18 protein-coding genes are annotated in these 19,608 nt (G+C 57.4%); 4 read left to right on the forward strand and 14 right to left on the reverse strand.

The window, feature by feature from the left end:
• Positions 1-134 precede the first annotated feature (134 nt).
• Positions 135-923, forward strand: a complete 789-nt coding sequence (locus EKM95_RS04460; protein ID WP_125696642.1) for a hypothetical protein — start codon at positions 135-137, stop codon at positions 921-923.
• Positions 924-1,148: 225 nt separating this feature from the next.
• Here EKM95_RS04460 and EKM95_RS04465 read toward each other — a convergent pair whose 3' ends face one another.
• Both EKM95_RS04465 and EKM95_RS04470 read right to left on the reverse strand, forming a co-directional pair.
• Positions 1,149-2,681, reverse strand: a complete 1,533-nt coding sequence (locus tag EKM95_RS04465) for a helix-turn-helix domain-containing protein (RefSeq protein WP_125696643.1) — start codon at positions 2,679-2,681, stop codon at positions 1,149-1,151.
• Between the two features lie 748 nt (positions 2,682-3,429).
• A complete protein-coding gene (locus EKM95_RS04470; protein WP_125696644.1) occupies positions 3,430-3,645 on the reverse strand; it encodes a P8 family protein in 216 nt (71 codons plus the stop codon).
• Between the two features lie 307 nt (positions 3,646-3,952).
• On the opposite strand from EKM95_RS04470, the gene EKM95_RS04475 reads away from it, so the two are divergent.
• Both EKM95_RS04475 and EKM95_RS04480 read left to right on the forward strand, forming a co-directional pair.
• On the forward strand, positions 3,953-5,176 hold the full coding sequence (locus tag EKM95_RS04475; protein ID WP_125696672.1) for an MFS transporter: 1,224 nt from the start codon (positions 3,953-3,955) through the stop codon (positions 5,174-5,176).
• Positions 5,177-5,255: 79 nt separating this feature from the next.
• A complete protein-coding gene (locus tag EKM95_RS04480; RefSeq protein ID WP_125696645.1) occupies positions 5,256-5,642 on the forward strand; it encodes a hypothetical protein in 387 nt (128 codons plus the stop codon).
• A gap of 678 nt (positions 5,643-6,320) precedes the next feature.
• On the opposite strand, the gene EKM95_RS04485 is transcribed toward EKM95_RS04480, so the two are convergent.
• The 8 genes from EKM95_RS04485 to EKM95_RS04520 form a co-directional block, all read right to left on the reverse strand.
• Complete coding sequence (locus EKM95_RS04485) at positions 6,321-6,590, reverse strand: hypothetical protein (RefSeq protein ID WP_125696646.1); 270 nt, start codon at positions 6,588-6,590, stop codon at positions 6,321-6,323.
• Positions 6,587-7,195, reverse strand: coding sequence for a YdeI/OmpD-associated family protein (locus EKM95_RS04490; protein WP_125696647.1), 609 nt, complete (start codon positions 7,193-7,195; stop codon positions 6,587-6,589). The genes EKM95_RS04485 and EKM95_RS04490 overlap by 4 nt, the downstream gene beginning before the upstream one ends.
• A gap of 81 nt (positions 7,196-7,276) precedes the next feature.
• Complete coding sequence (locus EKM95_RS04495; protein WP_125696648.1) at positions 7,277-8,755, reverse strand: MFS transporter; 1,479 nt, start codon at positions 8,753-8,755, stop codon at positions 7,277-7,279.
• A complete protein-coding gene (locus EKM95_RS04500) occupies positions 8,748-9,377 on the reverse strand; it encodes a class I SAM-dependent methyltransferase (RefSeq protein WP_125696649.1) in 630 nt (209 codons plus the stop codon). The genes EKM95_RS04495 and EKM95_RS04500 overlap by 8 nt, the downstream gene beginning before the upstream one ends.
• A 303-nt stretch (positions 9,378-9,680) precedes the next feature.
• A complete protein-coding gene (locus EKM95_RS04505; RefSeq protein ID WP_125696650.1) occupies positions 9,681-10,409 on the reverse strand; it encodes an endonuclease/exonuclease/phosphatase family protein in 729 nt (242 codons plus the stop codon).
• 169 nt (positions 10,410-10,578) lie between these two features.
• A complete protein-coding gene (locus EKM95_RS04510) occupies positions 10,579-11,292 on the reverse strand; it encodes a glycosyltransferase family 2 protein (protein ID WP_125696651.1) in 714 nt (237 codons plus the stop codon).
• A gap of 116 nt (positions 11,293-11,408) precedes the next feature.
• A complete protein-coding gene (locus EKM95_RS04515; RefSeq protein ID WP_164510087.1) occupies positions 11,409-12,053 on the reverse strand; it encodes a DNA alkylation repair protein in 645 nt (214 codons plus the stop codon).
• Positions 12,054-12,060: 7 nt separating this feature from the next.
• Positions 12,061-12,423: a DUF1304 domain-containing protein gene (locus EKM95_RS04520; RefSeq protein ID WP_125696653.1), complete on the reverse strand. Its 363-nt coding sequence runs from the start codon at positions 12,421-12,423 to the stop codon at positions 12,061-12,063.
• A 166-nt stretch (positions 12,424-12,589) separates the two neighbouring features.
• Here EKM95_RS04520 and EKM95_RS04525 point away from each other — a divergent pair, with 166 nt between their 5' ends.
• Positions 12,590-13,402: a putative ABC transporter permease gene (locus EKM95_RS04525; protein WP_125696654.1), complete on the forward strand. Its 813-nt coding sequence runs from the start codon at positions 12,590-12,592 to the stop codon at positions 13,400-13,402.
• A gap of 623 nt (positions 13,403-14,025) precedes the next feature.
• Here the strand turns inward: EKM95_RS04525 and EKM95_RS04530 are convergent.
• From EKM95_RS04530 to EKM95_RS04545, 4 genes are all read right to left on the reverse strand, one after another.
• Positions 14,026-14,748: a MarR family winged helix-turn-helix transcriptional regulator gene (locus tag EKM95_RS04530; RefSeq protein ID WP_164510084.1), complete on the reverse strand. Its 723-nt coding sequence runs from the start codon at positions 14,746-14,748 to the stop codon at positions 14,026-14,028.
• Positions 14,749-14,902: 154 nt separating this feature from the next.
• Positions 14,903-15,781 carry a proline iminopeptidase gene (pepI, locus tag EKM95_RS04535; protein WP_125696656.1) on the reverse strand — a complete coding sequence of 293 codons (879 nt, stop codon included), beginning with the start codon at positions 15,779-15,781 and terminating at the stop codon, positions 14,903-14,905.
• A 177-nt stretch (positions 15,782-15,958) separates the two neighbouring features.
• Positions 15,959-17,548 (reverse strand): hypothetical protein, encoded by a 1,590-nt coding sequence (locus EKM95_RS04540; protein WP_125696657.1) that lies wholly within the window; start codon positions 17,546-17,548, stop codon positions 15,959-15,961.
• A complete protein-coding gene (locus EKM95_RS04545; RefSeq protein WP_125696658.1) occupies positions 17,538-19,520 on the reverse strand; it encodes an elongation factor G in 1,983 nt (660 codons plus the stop codon). Before EKM95_RS04545 ends, EKM95_RS04540 begins: the two co-directional genes overlap by 11 nt.
• Positions 19,521-19,608 lie beyond the last annotated feature (88 nt).

Raw genomic sequence — 19,608 nt, forward strand, 5'->3', positions numbered from 1 at the left:
AATGTCTCACTAATTTATTTATTAGAATCAATTACTGAGCACTTTCGAAAGTTGGCATGTGACATCATACTAGGTGTGTAAGTAATGCGGCGATGGGGATCGCCATCTGTTTTACAGTTTCTGGGGGAATTTTTTTGGTCAACAAGAAGCAGATCACGGCAGCAGTCGCGGCCCTGATCTTTGTCGTGTTTGGTGCGGGCTGCGGTCAACAAGCCGCAACGAGCCCGGCCGCAACGGAAGCGCTCGTCGTTTCGGCGCCTGCGCCTGTCGTCCCGGTGGTGAACCGAAGTGGCCGGCACCAGCCAGCCGTTTCCGTACCGTCTGTTCGTGTGCAAAAGCCGAAAGCGCGCGTCCAGGCCAGTCCAAAACCGGCCGGAACGCCTGCAAAATCGGCAGCGCACGCCCCAGCCAAGCAAGTCACAACCGCAAGAGCGGAAACCGCCTCTGCGAAAGCCGCGCCTGCGACCAACCGCGAGCCGGCCACGCCCGCAAAGCCGGTCAGCAAGGTCTCTGCGCAACAGGCCATCACGCCGGCAAAGTCGACTGTCAAAAAGTCGACCGTGCCCAAATCGGTGAGCGGTTTAACGATGGCGGGCCAAACGTTTGCCATTGGCACCTTCACCGGGCTCGGCCACGTGCCAGGCGACCGCGTCTACTCATGGACGGCGGTGGCCAACCATTATCTGGTCGAGGCCACCGGGGTCGCGCATGATGCCCTGCAACAACTCAGCATCGGTGCGCCAATCACCGTGAACGGTCATCTCTACCACCTAGTTGCGATCAAGCGCCACGTGGTCAATGACCAGGCGGCGATCACGACGTTGAAGACGCTGAAGGCGCAGTACGGCGGCATTTCTCTTCAGACCTGTGTCCAAACAGGTGGTAGCGGCGTTTCACCGCTTGATCTCTTCTTCGCGAATTGAGTGTCTGTTTTTGAAGCGGCATCTGCCGCCGGCCATGTGAATGCGCTGGGTCACATGGCTTTGTATCTACAGCAAGCCGGCTCACCCCACAGCAAGAGCGGTTGCTCACCAGCGTCTCCGAACTATCTAGCACGACGTCTGCTCAACCGAAAAAGCCATTTTCTCCGTGACCAACCACGACGGAGACAATGACTTTTTTGTTTTATATCAAAATGAATCCAGCGCTCAGTCCTCGGTTGCTTGGTCCCGCTGCGCCGCCACGAACCGGTCATACCGGTCGCTCAAAAAGCGCATGTAGATGTGCTCCAAAAACAGCTCCAGGTCGCCCATGTCCGGCGTGAAATCCGGTGACAGGACGATGAAGACGCGCGAATCCTCACGCTCGGCGGCACCGGTCGGGCGCGCCGTGATCACCGCATCATAATGATGGGCGGGGTGATAGGCTTCAAAATCGACCGTTACCGTGGTCCGCAGCGTGCGTCTGATCAATTCGATCTGCGCCTCGGTGAACATCCGGTCGCGCCCAAAATTACAGCCGACCACGATTTTATCCTGAATATTGGCGATCACTAAGTCCATTGCCATGCGGTAACGCAGGGAAAGCTCATCCAATTTTTCAGCTGAGATGCCGCCATGGGTCGCCATGATCGTGGCCGTCGCCTGGCGCATGCGCACAAGGACCTTGGTGACGCGCTCGCTTGGCACGCGGAACATGACCGGCATCGGAATGTAATTGGCGGGTACGTTGATGATGCCGTTGAAATACAGCACGCTGAAATAACTTTGCTGCAAGGAATAAGACAGCATGTCGAACACATCATCAGTGATCGTGAACGCGCCCAGCGATGTGCGCACCAGCTGGCCGATCGTGCGGTCCAACGCAGTGATCGCCGGGTCTTTTGCCGTCTCAGCCGCGATCGCGCGCCGCCCGCCTTCGCTGTCCGTGGAAAAGGCCATGTTCGCCATCATCATGCGTTCGAGCCACAGCTGTTCGCCGGCGGTCCAAGTCATGCCAGTCGCATGGGCGTGTGTCGCCACAACATCGCGAATCAGTGCGAGCTCAGGCGTCGCGTCATCCAGACACACCCCGCGGGGTAGATTCGCCGTGTGTTTTGCCGCCCGCGCCTTCATGATGGCAAAATACAGCTGCATTCGCACCGTCCCATCCCAGGAAAAAAGGCCCGGGCTGCGGCGCTCGATGCCTTCGATCACCGCCGTTCCAGAAGGGACCATGATCTGCGAGACGATCAGATCATACGGCACCGTTGCCCAGATCCACTGGACAAAAAGATGGCGAATCTGCGGCTCACTGCCAACCAGCCGGCCCGCCTTGATCTGCACCTGAAATTCTTCCAGATGGCCGTTAAGCTCGCGAATCCGTCGCGCTAACGTCGCCCGGCTGATATGCAGCATCTCCGCTCGTTGAACCAAACTCAGCTCCGGGTGAATCAACAGGTCGATCAAGAGCCGATAAGACAACGACCGCTCGAAAAAACAATAGTAGTCGATCTCCTGGGCTGACCACTGATGCGTCCCATGCAAGACGATCACATCATCCGTCAGATCTAGCGTCAGCCCGCCTTCCAGCCGGACCAGTCGATTGCACAAGGCGCTCAGGTCACTGTGAAGCGTGGCCGGCGACTGCGCAAGCTGTTGCGTGAGCGCACCAAAACTAAGCGGCTTACTCTGCCGCAATAAAAATTGTAATAATCGAAGCTGGCGCTGCTCATCTGCATCAAGAATCTCGAAGATCTCCATACAGGTTTCCTCCCAAAAATGCCCCCGAACGCTCGCACATCGTCCCCACGGCGATGTTGTTCCCTGGAAGATAAATTATACATAATTGGCGATTTTTTAACAAGAAGCTGGCCGCCGAATAACAGCGTCCCTGCGGCGTTCTCACCCCCGCGTCGGCTACCTCGAAAGCCGTCATCCAGCCGCGATCAGTCTGACAACAAGACAGGTCGGATCACCCATCGCCCGCGCCAGTATGGGCTTTGACAGATCAATCATGCCCGGTCCTGCTTGTGAAGTGCCTGAAACGCCCGGCCGAGCGCATCCTCTTTTTGGCGAGGTAGACCAATTGATTAAAGAACTCTGCCCTTGGGTATGAAAAACAGACAGTATAACAATTTTCAGCGCCATCAACCGTCCAGGCCGCACTCCCTGCCCACCCCTGAACGCTCGGCTCCGCACCCTGAAGTTGGGCTACGCGCGGCAGGTCTGAAACATCTAGTCGTCCCGGTCGCTCGATGGCCAAGGACGCCATCAACCACCCAGGCCGCACTAGCTGTTCAGACCTAAACGCCGCGCTTCGCACCCTGAAGTTGGGCTCCAGCCCGCATGGTGGGGACATCTAACTGTCTCGTGCACTCGAGGCGAAGTGCGTCTCAAGCACCCGAGCCAAGTTAGCTGCCCCACTATCCCGCGGGCCGGAGCACCCTGAATCAAAAAAACCCGCTGTCCTCGGACAACGGGGTCGCCGCAGCGTTGCACGCGTCGGCTATTACTTCTTGAGAACGGATTCCACAAGAGCTTTGACTTCATCATCGCTCTTGTCCAGGACCGGCTTCATTTCCTTTTCGGTCTTGATCGTATCCTTTCCGTTCTTCTCCATGTAGTAGTCCCACAATGCATCGCGAACCGGGGTCTCGGAATCGCTCCAATCAAACACCGCGTTCATCGGCTTATCAAGTACAAGCGTCTTTTCAACATCTGCCATGATCTTTACCTCCATCATTGTTTTCTTACCTTACGGACAACAACAGTATAACGCATTTGCCAGCGACCGGCGCACTTTTTTAGCACTTGAATGAAGATAGTGCTAATCCCGTGCGCCGTCCCCGTCTATCCGTATTGTACCAAGACCACCAGACAAAAGGGTGCGTCACGCCTCGCCGCACCATCGAATGCCCCACAAGCAATTTCGAGAGCAACACCCGCGTTGATATTGACATAGTGTAATTAAAGGCTATCGTAGAAGTTATCTTACCGTAAAGGATGCGGCCGCATTGAACGTCTTAGGCACCATGTTTTCCTCGCTTCGTGAAAAGAATTTCCGGTATTTCTGGATCGGCCAGTGTATCTCCGTCATGGGCACCTGGATCCAGCGCACCGCCCAGACCTGGCTCGTGTACCAAATGACCAAGTCGGCCTTTCTGGTGGGGTTGCTCTCCGCCTGCCAGTTTTTACCGATTCTCGGCCTGACGCTTGTCGCAGGCTCTTTGATCGACCGCCATCCCAAGCGCCGCATTTTGATGATCACGCAGGCCGGTTTTTTGGTGCTCGGCGTCATCATGACGGTGATTGTGATGACTGGCGTGGTCCAGTATTGGATGGTCCTTGCCATCGCCTTAGGTTACGGCGTCCTGCAGAGTTTTGACACACCGACGCGCCAGTCGTTCGTCGTCGAACTCGTTGGCCGCAAAAATCTGATGAACGGCATTTCACTGAACTCCACGATCTTCAACCTCGCCAAGATCGCCGGGCCATCACTGGCTGGCCTTTTGATGGTCAAATTCTCGGTCGGCATCTGTTTTCTCGTTGATGCGATCTCCTACTTAGCCGTTCTCGGCGGCCTGTTTTTGATCAAGCAGACCAAGGTCGTCGCCACCCCGTCGAAAAAACGGTTGTGGGCCGATGTCAAAGACGGCCTCAAATATGTTTGGTCGCATGCCGGCATCCGCATGAGTGCGGAATTGATGCTGATCGTGTCGACGCTCAACTTCAACAATAATGTCATCATCCCGATCTACGCGAACCAAGTGCTGGGCGGCGGCGCGGACATTTATGCCAACCTGCTGTCGGCCACCGGGATCGGCTCGCTTGCCGCAGCGTTTTTGATGAGCTACCTGTCGCGGTTTGGCCTGCAGCGCAACATTTATCTGTGGGTCGCAGTCGGCACCGCGGGCTTGCAGGCGGCCATGTTCTTCGTCCGCTCGTATCCACTCGCCATGGTGATGATGGTCCTGATCGGTTTTTGCAACATGATCTTCCTCAACCAGTCCAACGCCTCGTTCCAGTTCGACATTCCAAACGAATTGCGTGGCCGCATCATGAGTGTGTACGTGCTGCTCAACCAAGGCACCACCCCGGTCGGCTCGATCTATGTCGGCTCCGTGATGGACGCGTTGACCGGCCTGTGGGGCTTTCCGTCCTGCGGGATCCTCGCACTCGTGCTTCTCGTCCCTGTTTTACTGGCCAACCGCCAACTCGTCGGGCACTGGCTCCATCCGAATTTGAAGGAAAGCTGACCCCGCGCCGCGCGAGTCAGATTCGTTGCGTGGTTGCACGCCCCGTGCCTATAATGCAGGCGATAAGGAGGCGAGCGCCATGGATCTGGGATCTTATGACTATGTCCAGCGCGTCTATAATCGCAATATGGTTTTGCCTGATCACCGCTTGCCAAAAACAGCCGCAGATGGCGACCAGCGTTTGCTCAATGATGGGACGTTGACGCTGACCATGCACATCCGCGGCGGCCAGGTAACGGCGATCACCATTCACACAACTGCGCCGACCAGCCGCGTGTACATGCAGGTCTTCGAGGGCTTCGAGTTTGGCGTTGAGGCGGTCGGCATCTGGTTGGAAACCTACCACACCGCCCTGCAGAAGGGACAAGCAAATGGCATCGTCAAAGGCATCGAGGCGCGCTATACTTACGCCGAAGCAACCGGCCTTACCGTGACCCTGCGGCGCGTGGCGGATCTGGATCAGTAGAATAAGACGGAAAACTTCCCGTATACAAAAAAACTGGGCGCAACGGTTGCGTCCAGTTTTTATGTCTGCCCGGCGCCTTCACGTCGGGCCTATTTTTGAAAAAAGTTCTGACGGCACAGCAAACAGGCCGAAGTCTCCTCCGACCTGCCAAATTTTAGGTTGGATCCCTTTCCCTCTTCATTTTCGAGATTCCTCCCGTCGGTGTTTGGGAACTTATTCAGTTTGAAATGTGGGTGGTACATTTTTCCGGTACTTCCCAGTACCGGGTCCGTTTAAGCCCTTTGGGTTACCCCCTTACTGCAGGTAACCGTCATTGCGTCGCTCGGGGTAGGTCGCGGGTTGGTTCCCGCCGGACTGACCGACGCTGGGAGAGAACTCGTGGCCAGCTCCTCCACGCCTCTCAGTGTCGGGATTATAATAACTCCAGTAAGCGGATACGTCAACAGATAAAATTGTAAATTGTTTGTATCGCTTGCGCCTTATCTTGTGAATCAAGCACTCGCCGTTGAATCACCGAAAACCCTATGTCTGTTTGGGCTACTATCATGTTCAAGCGACGATGTCACAATCGCACCGTCTGCGAAATTACGTTGAATAATCGCCATTAAAATGTTCAATTAAAGAACACCAATCACGCCAGCCATAAGCCTTTTTCGTTTGTGTTCCCGCTCACAACACTTACTTAGCTTCGGCCGCGATGATCTGATAATCCAAGGCCGAGATCGGGGCCAAATGATCGAGCAACTGACTCGAAAGGCTAACTTCGGTGGCCAGGCCTGTCGCTTTTGCAAAAAGCAGGTACGCGCCATCCACCAACGCATCCCCTTGCGCATTCACCGCCGCCGTGGTCGTGATGTACAGTCCCGATCCCGGCATCAGGGTCACAGGCCGGCCGTCATCATCTTTTGTGTCGATCGTCTGAATCACCCGGTAATAACTTGTCTTCATTTGCTTACCTCTTTCGCGTTTCGCGGCTGCCACGGCATCTTCATGTAGACATTCCCGGCCGCCAGTTCCGTCAATAGTTGCGCCAGCCGAGCCTGCTGGGTCGCGGGCCGCTTTGCCTGACCGAGCCACCGCAGATAATCGTTTTGCTGATACGGTGGGCGTGCCTCGTAGGCTTCCCGCAGGCCATGCGCCGCCAGGGCCGCCGCGACCGCATCCGGCATGGTCTCCCGCTGGCGTGCGGTTGGCACGGCCGCCGTCGCCCCTTTATCTGTCATACGGGCGGCGCGCCATTGGGTCATCGCCCGCACCAATTTTGCCGGCAACGGCTGGTCATAAGGAAACTGAATCGCGCCTTTGCTCGTGTGAAAGGCCTGCAGTTCCTCGGAAAAATTGGTGATGGTCGCCGGCGTTGGGTAGAAGCCGACATGCTGGCGATTCGCGGCAAAATAGACAGCCGCCTTCCCCTGCAGATAAAAAGCTGGCATCCCATATGCGAGCCGCTCTTCCGCTTGCGGCAGGGCCTCGCGCAACAGCGTCGCCCATTCCTGAAGGCGTGGCTGCACCGATTCGGGTTGGTGGAAAATATAGTCGTCGATCACAGTCATTGTGTTGTCCTTCTTTCTTGGGTCATTCCGCCCTGCTCCGGCAATGTGAAGCGGCATATCCCTCTTCAAGTCGTCCGTCAGTTACCCCGCGGTTCGGTTCGCCACCCGCGCGCGGCGCTGCGACCAAATATGCAGCGCCCAGGCCGCGAGCATCAGGGCCAGCGACACCGTCATGATATTGTGCAGCCCGCCATGCAAGATCGTCCGCATTTCAGGTAGCAAACGTTGCGGCAAGCTGCCGACAGTGCTGGCGTCGCTGAGCTTGTTGAGCATCCCCATTGTGATGCGGCCGGCTGATGCGGCAACCCCCGCGGCCAGCGCGTGGTTCATCACGATGCCCGAAATGGCCGCGATGAACGTCTGACTCAGCATCCGTATCCAAAACGAGAACGATGTGGCGACCGGGACATCCGCGGCCGCGGCATCAGTCTGCACCTTGACCTGCAGTTCGGTGAAGCAGGCCCCGTTGCCGAAGCCCTCAAACACGCCAGCCACCAGCAAGATCCAGTATGGGGCGTGGACACCGGCGATGACTAGCGGGACGAAGGCGATGGTCAGGGTCAAAATGCCGATTGTGATCACCCGATATGGTGTCAGCCGCCGACGCATTGGAGCGACCGAAGCCGACCCAAAGAAATTCGCAAACGAGCTGGGAATCTGCGTCGCACCGCCGATCAGCGCCGATGTTCCCAGTAGGCCCTGCGCCCACATTGGACTATACGTGATGAAGCCCATGAACGCCGCCCAGATCAGCGCGAATAAGGCAAAATCGATGACCAGCGCCCGATTTTTGAAAAGCCGGCCCGGAATGATCGGATCCACCGCCCGTTTTTCCGCAAAAAGCAACCAGCCAAATCCGGCGGCTGCGATCGCCAGCAACAACACGATCGTGCCAAGACTGCCCGTGCCGATCGGCTCGATGCCCGCCAGCAAGGCCACCAGCCCGATCACCATCGCAATGGCCCCGGACCGATCCAGTGGGGAACGCTGCTGACTATTTTTCGCGACCTGATAAAACGACTGGACGACCACCGCGGACAACAGCCCAATCGGCACATTCAGATAAAAGACCCAGTGCCAGGAAAACGTATCGACAATGTAGCCCCCGACCAGCGGCCCGATGATCGTCGCCATGCTGTAAGAGCCGGAGACTAGCCCCAGTACCTGCATCCGTTTGCGCGGATCGCGGTAAAGGTCGGCGTAAATGATATACGGCAGAGAGACCATGCCACCGTTGCCCAGCCCGGACAGCGCCCGCGCTGCGATCAAAAACGCCATGTTCGGCGCCAGGCCCTGAAGCAACGACCCGAGCACAAACAACAAGGCCGCCAATTCATAAGCAAATTTATTGGAGGTGCGCTGGCCGAGCTTGCTCCAAAGCACCGTCGACACGGCGGTCCCCAGCAAAAACGAGGCGACGATCCACGCCATGTACTGCAGGCCGTGCAGATCGGCGATGATCGCCGGCAGCGCCGTGTTCACAATGGTACTATCCAGCCCGCTCATGGCGTTTGACAGCAATAAGGCAACGGTGACGATCATGATGGCACGTTTACTCACGAGAAGACTTCTTTCCTTGTTTCCGGGCTAACTTTTTCGACAGGCCATGCTTATTGGCGGCCGTTGCGGCTTTGCGGCGTGCGGCCTCGCCTCGCCGTTTTTCCGCGATGAAAACAAAATAGCCATCGCGCTCGACCACGCGCAGCCCGCCGAAGACCGCGCGAATCTTATTTTCATACCACAGGCGGCGCTTGGTCACCATGTACAGCGTCCCGCCAACCGCCAGCTGCCGGTACGCGCCTTCGATGAACCCCTTGGCCACGGAAAAATCGGTGTGATACGGCGGATTGGACAGCACCACATCAAACACCTCACCGCCCAGCGCCGAAAAGCCATCGCTCTTGAGGATGCGCGGGGCAACGCCATTGCGGGTGGCATTGGCCGTTGCGACCGCCACCGCATCCTCCTGCACATCCACCATCGTCACCTGAGCGGCCGGCAAAGTTTTGGCAAAATAGAGTCCGACAAAGCCCGACCCGCAGCCTAAGTCGAGGATACGGCTGCCGTCCTGCACCGGCGCCAAGTCCAGCATGGCCTGAGTGCCGCGATCCAGGGCGGTCGGGGAAAAAACAGTGGGCAGGGTCTCAATAGTTAGTGTGGTCTGATGATAGGTGAATTGCATGGCGTAACCTCCAGTTGTGACGATCTCTTTCAGTCTACGCGTTGAGGCCCGCCAGCGAAATGTTTTTCGGGGAAAATGGGGGCGGCCTGCCTAACTGAGCCACCATCCCGCGGGCCTACACACCCTGTAGTTGGGTTCCGGCTCGCATGGCGGAAGCATCTAGGCGTCTCATGCACTCGATGGCTAAGCCCGCCATCAAGCGCATGAGCCGACCTAGCTGTTCCGCCATCCCGCGAGCCTGCACACCCTGAATCAAAAAAGGCCGCGACAGCGTGTTCGCCATCGCAGTGTTCAAGCACAACTTCAATAAAATCCCACATCCGCCGCCAACATCAAATGATCCGACAAAATCGGCGTCACCGTCCGGACATTGGAAAGCGTCAAATTACGGCTCGTGAAAATATTGTCGATGGCAAATTGCTGCATTGTCGCATCGCGCCACATGTACGTGTCCAGCCACCTGCCGTCCTGCCCATTGGCCATATTCAGCTGTTCGGCCAGGACCTGCCATTCTTCGTGGCGCTGATCCATGTTGAAATCACCAAACACGATCTGCTCCTTGAGTGGGTCGGCGCCCAGTGCGTCCAGAAGCTGCGCAGCTTCATCGATCCGCAGCGCCGGCTTTTCAAAAGCGAAGTGGGTGTTGTACACGGCGATGTCGTGCCCTGCCACGTGATAGACGCCGCGCTGAAACACCCGCGGTTCCTCGCCGCGGCTGGCAAAATGCGTGGCATCGCAGGCTGCCAGCGGGCGGTCGGCGAAAGTTGCGATACCATACGACCCGCCCATCAGCGGCATCGCCTCGGCAAATGAATTCGTGTATTGCGTGCCGCCGATCACGGCCGGCATGTCGAACGGATTGCGATCAGTGAACCGGTCGACCTCCTGCACCCCGATGACCGCCAAGTGTTCCTGGCTGAAAAGTCGCTGGAGGGCCTCCAAGTCAGGATGCTGCCCACCTGCGATGTTGAACGTTGCCACATGAAGTTCCACGTTGATGACCTGCCTTTGTTGTTTTGCAACCGTTGTCATCTTAATCCTACCCCGAAAAGGCCGGCCGGGTCAGGGAAAAACGATGGCGTCCGCAAAACTTGGAATGAGCCGTCATGTCAAGTTGGCAGGGCAAGTTCTCAACCGCAGGCGGCAAGGCGACCGGCTTTTCTGAAAGGCCAAGGCAAGCTAGCACCGCACCGGCCTCCTGTCACTTCAAATGTGCCCCAAGCGCCCGCATTTTCGCAAACACTGCGTCTTCACCGCGCCGATCCGCCCTGCTGGCCGTGTGAATCGTGCTCCCCGGGCGGTTGCGCTTGGTGTACAGCGCCGCGGGCTGATACGCATAGCGGCCCGGCGTTTTCGCGACAAACTCAGCGGTGAACAAATAATCCTCCGCCAGCGTCAAAGACTCATCAAAGCGCAAGTTAGCCGCCTCGATCGCGCTGCGCCGAAACGCCTTGTTCCAGACGTATCCGCCGACCTCTGTGCCATGATGGCTGACCTGTTCAAACATCGCGCGCTGATCAAGCATCATCGCCCGGTTTCCAGCTCCGCGCCGCGAATACCAGTTATAGCCAACGCTCGAAGCGACCACATCAGGCGCCGAAAATCCGCCGGCCAGCACTTCGACAAAGTTCGGCGCGATCAGGTCATCGCCATCCAAAAAGGCCACGGCTTCGCCCGTCGCCCGGTCCAGTCCATAATTTCGTGCCGCCGACACGCCGCGGTGGCTGGGAAAAACGGCAGCGTGAAACTGCGGCACCCCGCGCACAAAGTCCACCACCGTTTCGCCCGTCCCATCCGTCGACCCGTCATCGACCAACCACAACTCAAAATCCTGCGTCTGGTGGGTCAGATCATCCAACATCCCCCGCAAATAGCTGCCCAGCTGAAACGTCGGGATCACGATCGTCAATTGCATCGCGGCCGCCTCCTTTTTCTGTGATGGGCAAATTATCGGCGGCGCCGGCGTATTCGTCAATCAAAGTGACTCGTGGGGCGGCGCGACGCAGTTTTCCTGGACGCCAGCGCACCCAGTCAAAGATATTTACTGCCCTCGCGCACTGCCAGTGACATCAACTCATGGTCTCGCATAAACGCGCGCACCCAGTCGGAATCCGTCTTGCTGTACTGCCGCAGTGCCCATCCGATCGCCTTCTGAATGAAGAATTCTGGAGTAGTCCGGTCGGCCAAGATCGCGCGTGACAACATCGCGGTGTCCGTCTGCGTTTTTTCCATCAATTGAAGCGTGATGCCGACGCGGCGCAGCCAAAAATCATCCTGGCCGAAAAACCAGTCGAAAATCGCCGCCTTTTCCGCGGGATGTCGCGCGATGTAGCGGCCAAACACCATCCGCCAGGCGTCAACGCTGTCCCACCAGGCCTTCACCGGCACAAATTCGGCCAGCCAGCGCATGTCCGTCAGCGTCCACTGCCGCACGCGGGCGCTGGCCAAGTCGATCGCCGCATACTGATATTCCCGCTCAGGCCGGGCATACAGCGCCGCGACCGCACCCCGCAACGCCTCAGTCGACCAGGTGCGGCTGGCGGCAATCAGCGGTCGCAGTTGCCGCTTCCGTTCAGGCGTTTTGACCCCAAGAAACGGAAACCGATTCCTCATATAATGGGCCATGGGCGCCGCATTGGCGGGGTCCCCTTGCAGGAAGAAGGTCTCGGCCGTCACCGCCATCTCAGAGCACCACCAAGATCACTGTCACGGCGCCCGGCAGCGCCTGAATCAGAAAGATCTTTTTGGTCACCGTCGCCCCGCCATAAAGGCCGACCAAGGTCACAAAGCCGGCCAGCAGCGCCGCCGTCACGACTTGCGCTTGGCCATGCAGCAGGACCAGCGTCAATAACAGGACGAGGCCCAATGCTAGATTATAAATACCCTGATTTTTCAGCGCGACTTGCGCGTTGGGTTCTTGGACAAACGACAGTGGCATCCCAAAGGCGCCCGCCTGTACGTCCGGTTTCGCCAGCATTTCCAGTCCGGCGATACCCAAATGTTCGACGCCCAACAAGCCAACCAAGATCAATGCGATGAGCGACATGTTTTTCCTCCTCTGGCCAAAGTACAGTCAAATAACGTTTCCGCCAATCGGCCAAATGCGGTGATCCCGCCTGCCAGCCGCGGCGCTTCTCGTGCAAATAATAACGCATGCTAGCCAGCAGGCCAAGTCCTGTGCTAAAGTCAAAGCATCGAATGGAGGCGTTTCTATGAATCAGATCGCGGTTGAGCAGGCGTTCACGAATTGGGTCCTTTACTTTTTTGCCTATGCCTTTGTCGGCTGGCTGTGGGAAAGCGGCTATGTCAGCGTGAAAAAGCACCAGTGGGTCAATTCCGGCTTTCTCACCGGCCCGGTCATCCCCGTTTACGGCTTTGCCATGACCGCCGTGCTTGCGGCAATCGCGCCTTTTCAAAATAATCTGGTGGTCCTCTATCTCCTGTCCGCGTTGGTGGTCACGGTGATCGAATACATCACAAGCTGGCTGATGGAAAAACTCTTCCACGCCCGCTGGTGGGATTACAGCAACGTGCCTCTAAACCTGAACGGCCGCGTCGCCCTGCCGATCTCCGCTTTTTGGGGCCTCGGCGTCGTCGCGATTGTGAAATTCGTCCATCCGCTGGTCGCCAACGTGGTCACCCGCCTGGACACCGCATACGGCATTTTCGCCGCGATCGTCTTCATCGCCTTGATGATGTTCGACCTCGGCTTCACCTTGGCCAACATGTTGTCCTTCGGCGCGGCGACCAAGCGCATCGGCGAATCGATCGACGCGAAGAAAACAGAGCTGCGCACCCGGGCGACCGAGGCAGCCGACAAGCTTGCAGCGGATCGCGGCTGGCTGGAAGACTACCGCAAACATGGCGATACTGAAAACAAATTACCGCAACTAAACGCCGTCCAGCGTCGTTTGTTAAAGAGTTTCCCACATCTGCAACTCAACGACAGCAAAGCCTCAGCCAATGAGATCTCAGCCTTGGCCGATGTGATGAAGCGCCGGCGAAAAGAAGCAAAGACAAAGTAAGGGTGTGAAGGGCCGCGGGATGGTCGAGTAGCTAGTTTGGCTTGGGTGCTTGAGGCGCACTTCGCCTCGAGTACACGAGACAGTTAGATGTCCCCGCCATGCGGACCGGAACCCAACTACAGGGTGTGAAGGCCCGCGGGATGGTGGGGCAGCTAACTTGGCTTGGGTGCTTGAGGCGCACTTCGCCTCGAGTGCACAAGCCAACTAGATACCTCGACCATGCGGACCGGAACCCAACTACAGGGTGTGGAGGGCCGCGGGATGGTGGGGCCAAAACCTGACTATATGTAAGGCCCGCCACATCGCGAGCCTTTTTCTGTGGCCAAAAAAACAACCGCCACCATTTCTGGTAGCGGCTGCAAGGAAACAGTTTAAGAAGCTCGCGAACTTTTTTCCTTATAATGGGTGGCTTCGGACGGCGTTCATAAACTGTTATGGCGGTGGCAGGCGATGAACCTGCATTCCCAAGGGCATCGCTCATTCCTTATTACAAGAATGAGTATAGCATGGAAGCGGTTTCTTTTCAAGCGGAAACCCTCGCGAAAATGCGAAATCGGCTCGAGGTACATCACCTGCGCGGACCGCATCCGTCCCAGTTGATCGGCCGCCAAGTTTCAGCTTACTTAGGCACGCGGCTTGTCGTCAAAATCATCCTGCTCACGCCCATCAAACCCGCGCCCACCGAAGTCTTGCGGACCGCGGCCCTGTTGCCAAGCGCCGGGCCCAAAGCCCTGACCGCCGCGCCCATGCCACGACCCTTGCGCCGGCCGGCCGTTCCAGGCGCCTTGGCCCGGGCGCCCGCCGTTCCATGGGCCGGGGCGTCCACCATTCCACGGACCCCGCCCGCCAAAGCCGCGCCCAGTAAATGGCGGCTCCCAGCCAGCGGCCTCATTGACGGTATCCTGGTCATCAAGATCCTTGAGGAGTTTGGCCATCAGCGCAGACAGCTCGGTCTGTTCTTCCTCGGTCAAGGCGGCAAAGACTTTGGTGGCCTCTGTCTCGTGACTATTTTCCGCGTCAGCGATCACGTGCTTGCCCTTTTCCGTCAGGCTGATCAACATCACCCGGCCGTCTTGGGCGGACGCGTGGCGCTCGACCAATTCCGCCTCTTCCAGCCGGCTGACCAGCGCGGACACGGAGCTTGGCTTGATATCCAGCGCCTCGCTGATCTCGGCATTGGTCCATTCGGGCTTGTCCTTCATCAGCCGAAGCAAGCGCTGCGGGCCGCGCATATTTTCCCGCCAATCGCCTTGGCGTCGGCGGCTTTGCATCAACAGGTACATCAACTGGCCGTGATCAAACAACTGACTGAATTGCTTCAGTAACGTCTCTTCTTTTTCACTCATCATCGTTCACCTCGCGTGTTGTTAGTTAGGATATGTCTCGCCTAACTACAAAACACAGCATAACCAGTTAGTTAGCTTTTGTCAACGCGCACTAACTAAATAATTAAAAAAGACCCGCCCGCGATTTTCCGCAGCGCAGGCGGGTCCGTTCGAGTTAGTCGTTTGCGTTCAGCCACTGGTCCAGCACCGAGATGAACTCGTCGTGCTGGTCCAGCAGCGCAAGGTGGCGGGAATTTGCGAAGAGATGCCACTTGGCGCCGGGAATGTGATCATAGACCGTCTTTGCAATCAGCGGCGTGCACAGATCGTCCGTCCCGTTGGTCACCAGCACCGGCACGTGGATCTTGTGCAGGTCATCGGTCACTTCAAAATCGGAGATCGTCCCATTTTCCGTGAACTCATTCGGGCCCTCGGCGATCAGACTGGCGCGCTTGCCGTTGGTCGGGCGACGCAACGGCTCCGGCGAATCCGGCGTCGGGTCATCCCAGCAATAGCGCTCCATGTAGCGGTCGTTAGCCGCCAAGTACTTCGGCCCGGAAAAATCGCCTGTGCGTTCGGCTTCTGCGATCGCCTCGCGGTCTTCATAGGAGAGATATTGGATCAGGCGGTGCTGTTCCGCGATCCAGAGTTTGATGGACGACGGCGAACCATCGATCATCACGGATTTGATGCCCTTTGGATCCAGGGTGGTGAGGTAATACATTTCAAGCATCCCGCCCCAGCTTTGGCCCAGCATGTGAACCTCATCCAGGTGCAGATACTCCCGTAGCGCAACCAGCTCTTCGCGCCAGGTCTCCCGAACATAAACAGACGCATCTTCCGGCAGGCTGGACTTTCCGCAGCCGACTTGGTCATACATGATCAGCTGGCGGCCGGTCTCGGCGTAATCGTCGAGTAGCTCAAAATAGTTGTGCGATGACCCAGGTCCACCATGAATCAGCAAAAGCGGTGCCTTGCCTGGGGTGCGCTCACCGACGATTCGATAATATGTTTTGTAACCGCGAAATGGCATATAGCCTTCTTCAATTTTCATAGTCTGACCCTCTTCATTCTAATTACCGCCATCATACGCTTTTGCGTGCAAGCCCTCAAATTGGCCAGAGCGGGCGCCGGCGGACGGTGATCGCCGATTCGCTAAGCGCCGGCCACCACGTTTCGCCATCCCACTAAAAAAACGGCGCCGCCTTAGAGCCACGCCGCCTCATACCAACTACTTCTTCTTTTTCTTCTTCGCATCCGCAAAGGAGATCACTTTGCCCGGCTTGGTGGCCGGTGCCGCGAATGCCTTTCCACTAAAACCGTCACGTAAGGCGCCAGTCAGGGCCGCACCAGTCGTTTGACTCAAGACGCCGCGCGAGGTCATAAACGCAAACATCGCGGTAATAACCGTCACAATGTCCTTTCCCCCATCTGATGGATCAAGCTGGCCCATAAACTGACCCATCACGTGAATTCCTCTGGCCGTCCATTCTTTTGGCTGTAGCAAAAAGTTGCCATACTGCATATCCATCATGTTCATGGCGGCGCTGATCACATCCCCGCCGAGCCAGTCGGTTGGCAAGGTGTACTGGTCGCGGGCCAGCCAGAGCCGAATCCCCGTTTCAATGCCGAGCCGATGCACCTCAGTCGCCGTTTTTTTCTGCCACTTTTTACCATCTAGTGCAGGGATGTGTTCGGTGGTCAAATACGTGTGCTTGGTATCTGGATCCGCCTGATCAAGAATCTGGTTACGCTGCGCCGGATCATTCAGTGCAACTAAAAATGAGGCATCATCATCCGGGTCTGAATCCTGGCCGGAGCCCGGATCAACCGGCATCGATTCCAGCAGCTCATTTAATTCCCCACTCTTGATCATTTCCTGTAGCGCCATTCTGATCGCACCTTCATCAGAAATGTCGACCCCCTTGGCCGCCAGCCGCTGCATTATGGCCTGGTTCGCCGCATCATTGTCGGCCGGCGTCTCGGACCCCGCCTCGGTCGCATCAAACAGTGCAGCTGAGGCCTCCTCAAGATACCGCAGATAATCCGTCGCCCGCTTGGCCGGCAACAAGTTCTTCTGCTTCAGGAAGGTGAAAAAGGCCTTGGTGTCCTGCACCGCAAAGACCCATTCCCCGGGGCTCATGTTCAGCGTGCTGCCCAGGCGAATGTAGATCTTTTGTAGCACGGCTTTCGACCAGGACTTCGGTGTTTTGCGGTACTCGTTGTACCCCTCATCCACCATTTCGTGAATCATGTCCTCAAGAAAGTCCTGTTCCCGCTCTGGCCCATTTTTCGGACGGTTGCGCCACGCGGGACTAATGAAAAACGCGTGGAGCCAGTCATCCACATAGCCTTGGATATCGTCATACACCGACTCGCGCCATTCGGGCAAAGAGGGATCCTCGTTGATGTCCATGTCCCACATCGGATCATCGTCATCATCGTACGCCGACTCCTCTTCAGCGAGGCCGTTCACCCATTCGTATTCCTCAAGCACCGGCTGGAGCGTCTTGGGCGTCAGCGGAATTTTACCTTCATATGCCAAGTAGACCAGCAAGGCCCGCCAGATCGAATAGTGCGTCTCAAAAACTTTCTCTTCGTCTGGCGTCGCATTATCGGACGGCATAATTGCCGCAAGAGCGCCCTTGATCCTATCTGCATGCCATTGGCGCATCGGTTTGTGATACGCCTTTTCCATCACATCGCCAAGCCCCTCCGCAACTTTGCGGATCACTTCAGTCGGAAACGCAATGATCTGCTCAATTTCAGGCGAATCCATAAACGCATCAAGCAGTGGGGTCACTTCATTTTTACTTGTCATCAGATTCTCCTTGCGTCATTGCGGCCAGCGCCGCGTCGTCATACACATTTGCCAAATGCTGCGTGCGTGGCACGTCATCCCAGTGGACCGGATACCCCGCCCCATGCGCGCAAAAAACTGAGCCGGGCGTATTTTCCAGATCGCCGACCGGGTCGTACTCACGAGCCGCGATCACCGCTTCCGCATTGTGGCACGGCCGGTAGCCATCGACCAACACCTCGAGTTGCCCCTTGCCATGCGTATACGCGCTGACTTCCTGCGCATAATTTTGCATCTCCGACACCGGCGCCACGCCCGTCAGCAGCGACATCTCCGCGCCAACGTCGACCGGCGGCTCAAAGCGGCCACTCATCCGCTGTATATCCGTCATCGCACGCCCCAGCTGACTTTGGGCCACCTCTAGGGAAAATCGGTACCAGGGTTCGAGCAGCTGACAGGCTCCTTTTTCGCGAAGCGTCATGAGCCCCTGGCGCAGAGCCCGCCAAGTGGCCTCCTTGAAGTCCCCGCCAACCGTGTGCTCTAAATGCGAGCGGCCGGTGACCAGGGTGACGCGCATATCCGTCAGCGGTGCCCCGACCAGTACGCCGAGCTGTTCCTTCGCGCGCAGACTGGCCAGCACCAGTTGTTGAAAATTCTTCCCGAGCACTTCCAGCGAGACGTCCGCATCAAACTGGAGGCCGCTCCCCCGCGGCGCCGGCCGCAGGAGTAAATGGACTTCCGCGTAATGCCGCAGCGGCTCAAAATGCCCGACGCCTTCGATCGCCTGGGTCACCGTTTCCTTGTACAAAATACTGCCAGCATCAAAACCAATGGTCAGGCCGAACCGGTCGCGGAGAATCTGTTGCAGGATCTCCAGCTGCACCGCGCCCATGATCTGCACACGCAACTCCTGCAAGTGGCTGGACCAGGTGACATGAAGCTGCGGATCCTCGTCGGCCAACGTCTGAAGCGCGGCGAGGCAAGCGTGCAGATCCTCCTGCATAGGGTCAAGCTTGTAGGTCAACACCGGTTGAAGCAACGGCGCCTGAGCATTTGCGGCCACGCCGAGACCCTGGCCGGCAAAGGTATCGACCAGCCCGACCGCCGCACAGACCTGCCCCGCTTCAACGACTGGCGCGACAGTGTATTTCGGCCCATCATAAATACGCAATTGATTGATCTTTTGGTCGCCGAGCACCAAATCTTTTGGCCGCAGCTGCCCGCCTGTGACCCGCAACCAAGTCAGCCGTTCATTTTTATCGTCATGCGAGATCTTGAACACTTTCGCGCCAAATTCAGGCGTCGTTGTCGCCTCTCGCGTCCATTTGGCAAAACCGGCCATCAAGTCATCGACCCCGGTCAGTTTCAGCGCCGCGCCGAAATACACCGGGAACACTTTGCGCCGGGCAATCAAGGCCCGCACCGTGTCCTCAGGCAGGGTGCCGGTCTCAAGATAAGTCTCCATCGCCTCTTCGTCCGTGGTGGCCACATCTTCCAAGGCGGCGTCGGCTAACGGGTGGTCCGCATCGAAGGCAATGACGCCATCATCGAGCTGTGTTTTCAGCTGTGCCAAGACTGAGTCGCGGTCCGCGCCCACGGTGTCCATCTTGTTCACGAAAATAAACACGGGCACTTGGTACCGCGCCAGCAAGCGCCACAATGTGCGGGTGTACCCCTGCACGCCAGCCGGCCCGGACACGACCAGAATCGCCACGTCCAGCACCGGCAAGACTTGTTCCGTCGCGCTGGCAAAATCCACGTGACCCGGAGTGTCCAGCAGCGTCAAGTCCAGGTCATCGTACTGGAGGCTGGCCTGATGGGAAAAAATGGTGATGCCACGCTTTTTCTCCAGCGCCTCGGTATCCAAAAAGGCGTCGCCGTTATCGACCCGGCCGAGTTGCCGCAACGCGCCAGCGCGGTACAGTAGAGCTTCAGACAGCGTAGTCTTGCCTGCATCAACATGCGCCACAATGCCTGCCGTGATCTGTTTCATCTGCGGGCCTCCTCGCTAAAATCTTCCTATTAAGTGTACCCTTTCGCGCGGCGATAGACAAAATTTCGGGAGGGGGCGTATGCCCATA

The organism is Lacticaseibacillus yichunensis (genome assembly GCF_003946405.1).
In the GTDB taxonomy this organism is placed as follows: domain Bacteria; phylum Bacillota; class Bacilli; order Lactobacillales; family Lactobacillaceae; genus Lacticaseibacillus; species Lacticaseibacillus yichunensis.

Bases quoted from the DNA above. Each gene is read 5' to 3' on its own strand.
- EKM95_RS04465 (WP_125696643.1), bottom strand. From the start codon at position 2,681: ATGGAGATCTTCGAGATTCTTGATGCAGATGAGCAGCGCCAGCTTCGA.
- EKM95_RS04470 (WP_125696644.1), bottom strand. From the start codon at position 3,645: ATGGCAGATGTTGAAAAGACGCTTGTACTTGATAAGCCGATGAACGCG.
- EKM95_RS04475 (WP_125696672.1), top strand. From the start codon at position 3,953: ATGTTTTCCTCGCTTCGTGAAAAGAATTTCCGGTATTTCTGGATCGGC.
- EKM95_RS04480 (WP_125696645.1), top strand. From the start codon at position 5,256: ATGGATCTGGGATCTTATGACTATGTCCAGCGCGTCTATAATCGCAAT.
- EKM95_RS04485 (WP_125696646.1), bottom strand. From the start codon at position 6,590: ATGAAGACAAGTTATTACCGGGTGATTCAGACGATCGACACAAAAGAT.
- EKM95_RS04490 (WP_125696647.1), bottom strand. From the start codon at position 7,195: ATGACTGTGATCGACGACTATATTTTCCACCAACCCGAATCGGTGCAG.
- EKM95_RS04500 (WP_125696649.1), bottom strand. From the start codon at position 9,377: ATGCAATTCACCTATCATCAGACCACACTAACTATTGAGACCCTGCCC.
- EKM95_RS04505 (WP_125696650.1), bottom strand. From the start codon at position 10,409: ATGACAACGGTTGCAAAACAACAAAGGCAGGTCATCAACGTGGAACTT.
- EKM95_RS04510 (WP_125696651.1), bottom strand. From the start codon at position 11,292: ATGCAATTGACGATCGTGATCCCGACGTTTCAGCTGGGCAGCTATTTG.
- EKM95_RS04520 (WP_125696653.1), bottom strand. From the start codon at position 12,423: ATGTCGCTCATCGCATTGATCTTGGTTGGCTTGTTGGGCGTCGAACAT.
- EKM95_RS04525 (WP_125696654.1), top strand. From the start codon at position 12,590: ATGAATCAGATCGCGGTTGAGCAGGCGTTCACGAATTGGGTCCTTTAC.
- EKM95_RS04530 (WP_164510084.1), bottom strand. From the start codon at position 14,748: ATGAGTGAAAAAGAAGAGACGTTACTGAAGCAATTCAGTCAGTTGTTT.
- pepI (WP_125696656.1), bottom strand. From the start codon at position 15,781: ATGAAAATTGAAGAAGGCTATATGCCATTTCGCGGTTACAAAACATAT.
- EKM95_RS04540 (WP_125696657.1), bottom strand. From the start codon at position 17,548: ATGACAAGTAAAAATGAAGTGACCCCACTGCTTGATGCGTTTATGGAT.
- EKM95_RS04545 (WP_125696658.1), bottom strand. From the start codon at position 19,520: ATGAAACAGATCACGGCAGGCATTGTGGCGCATGTTGATGCAGGCAAG.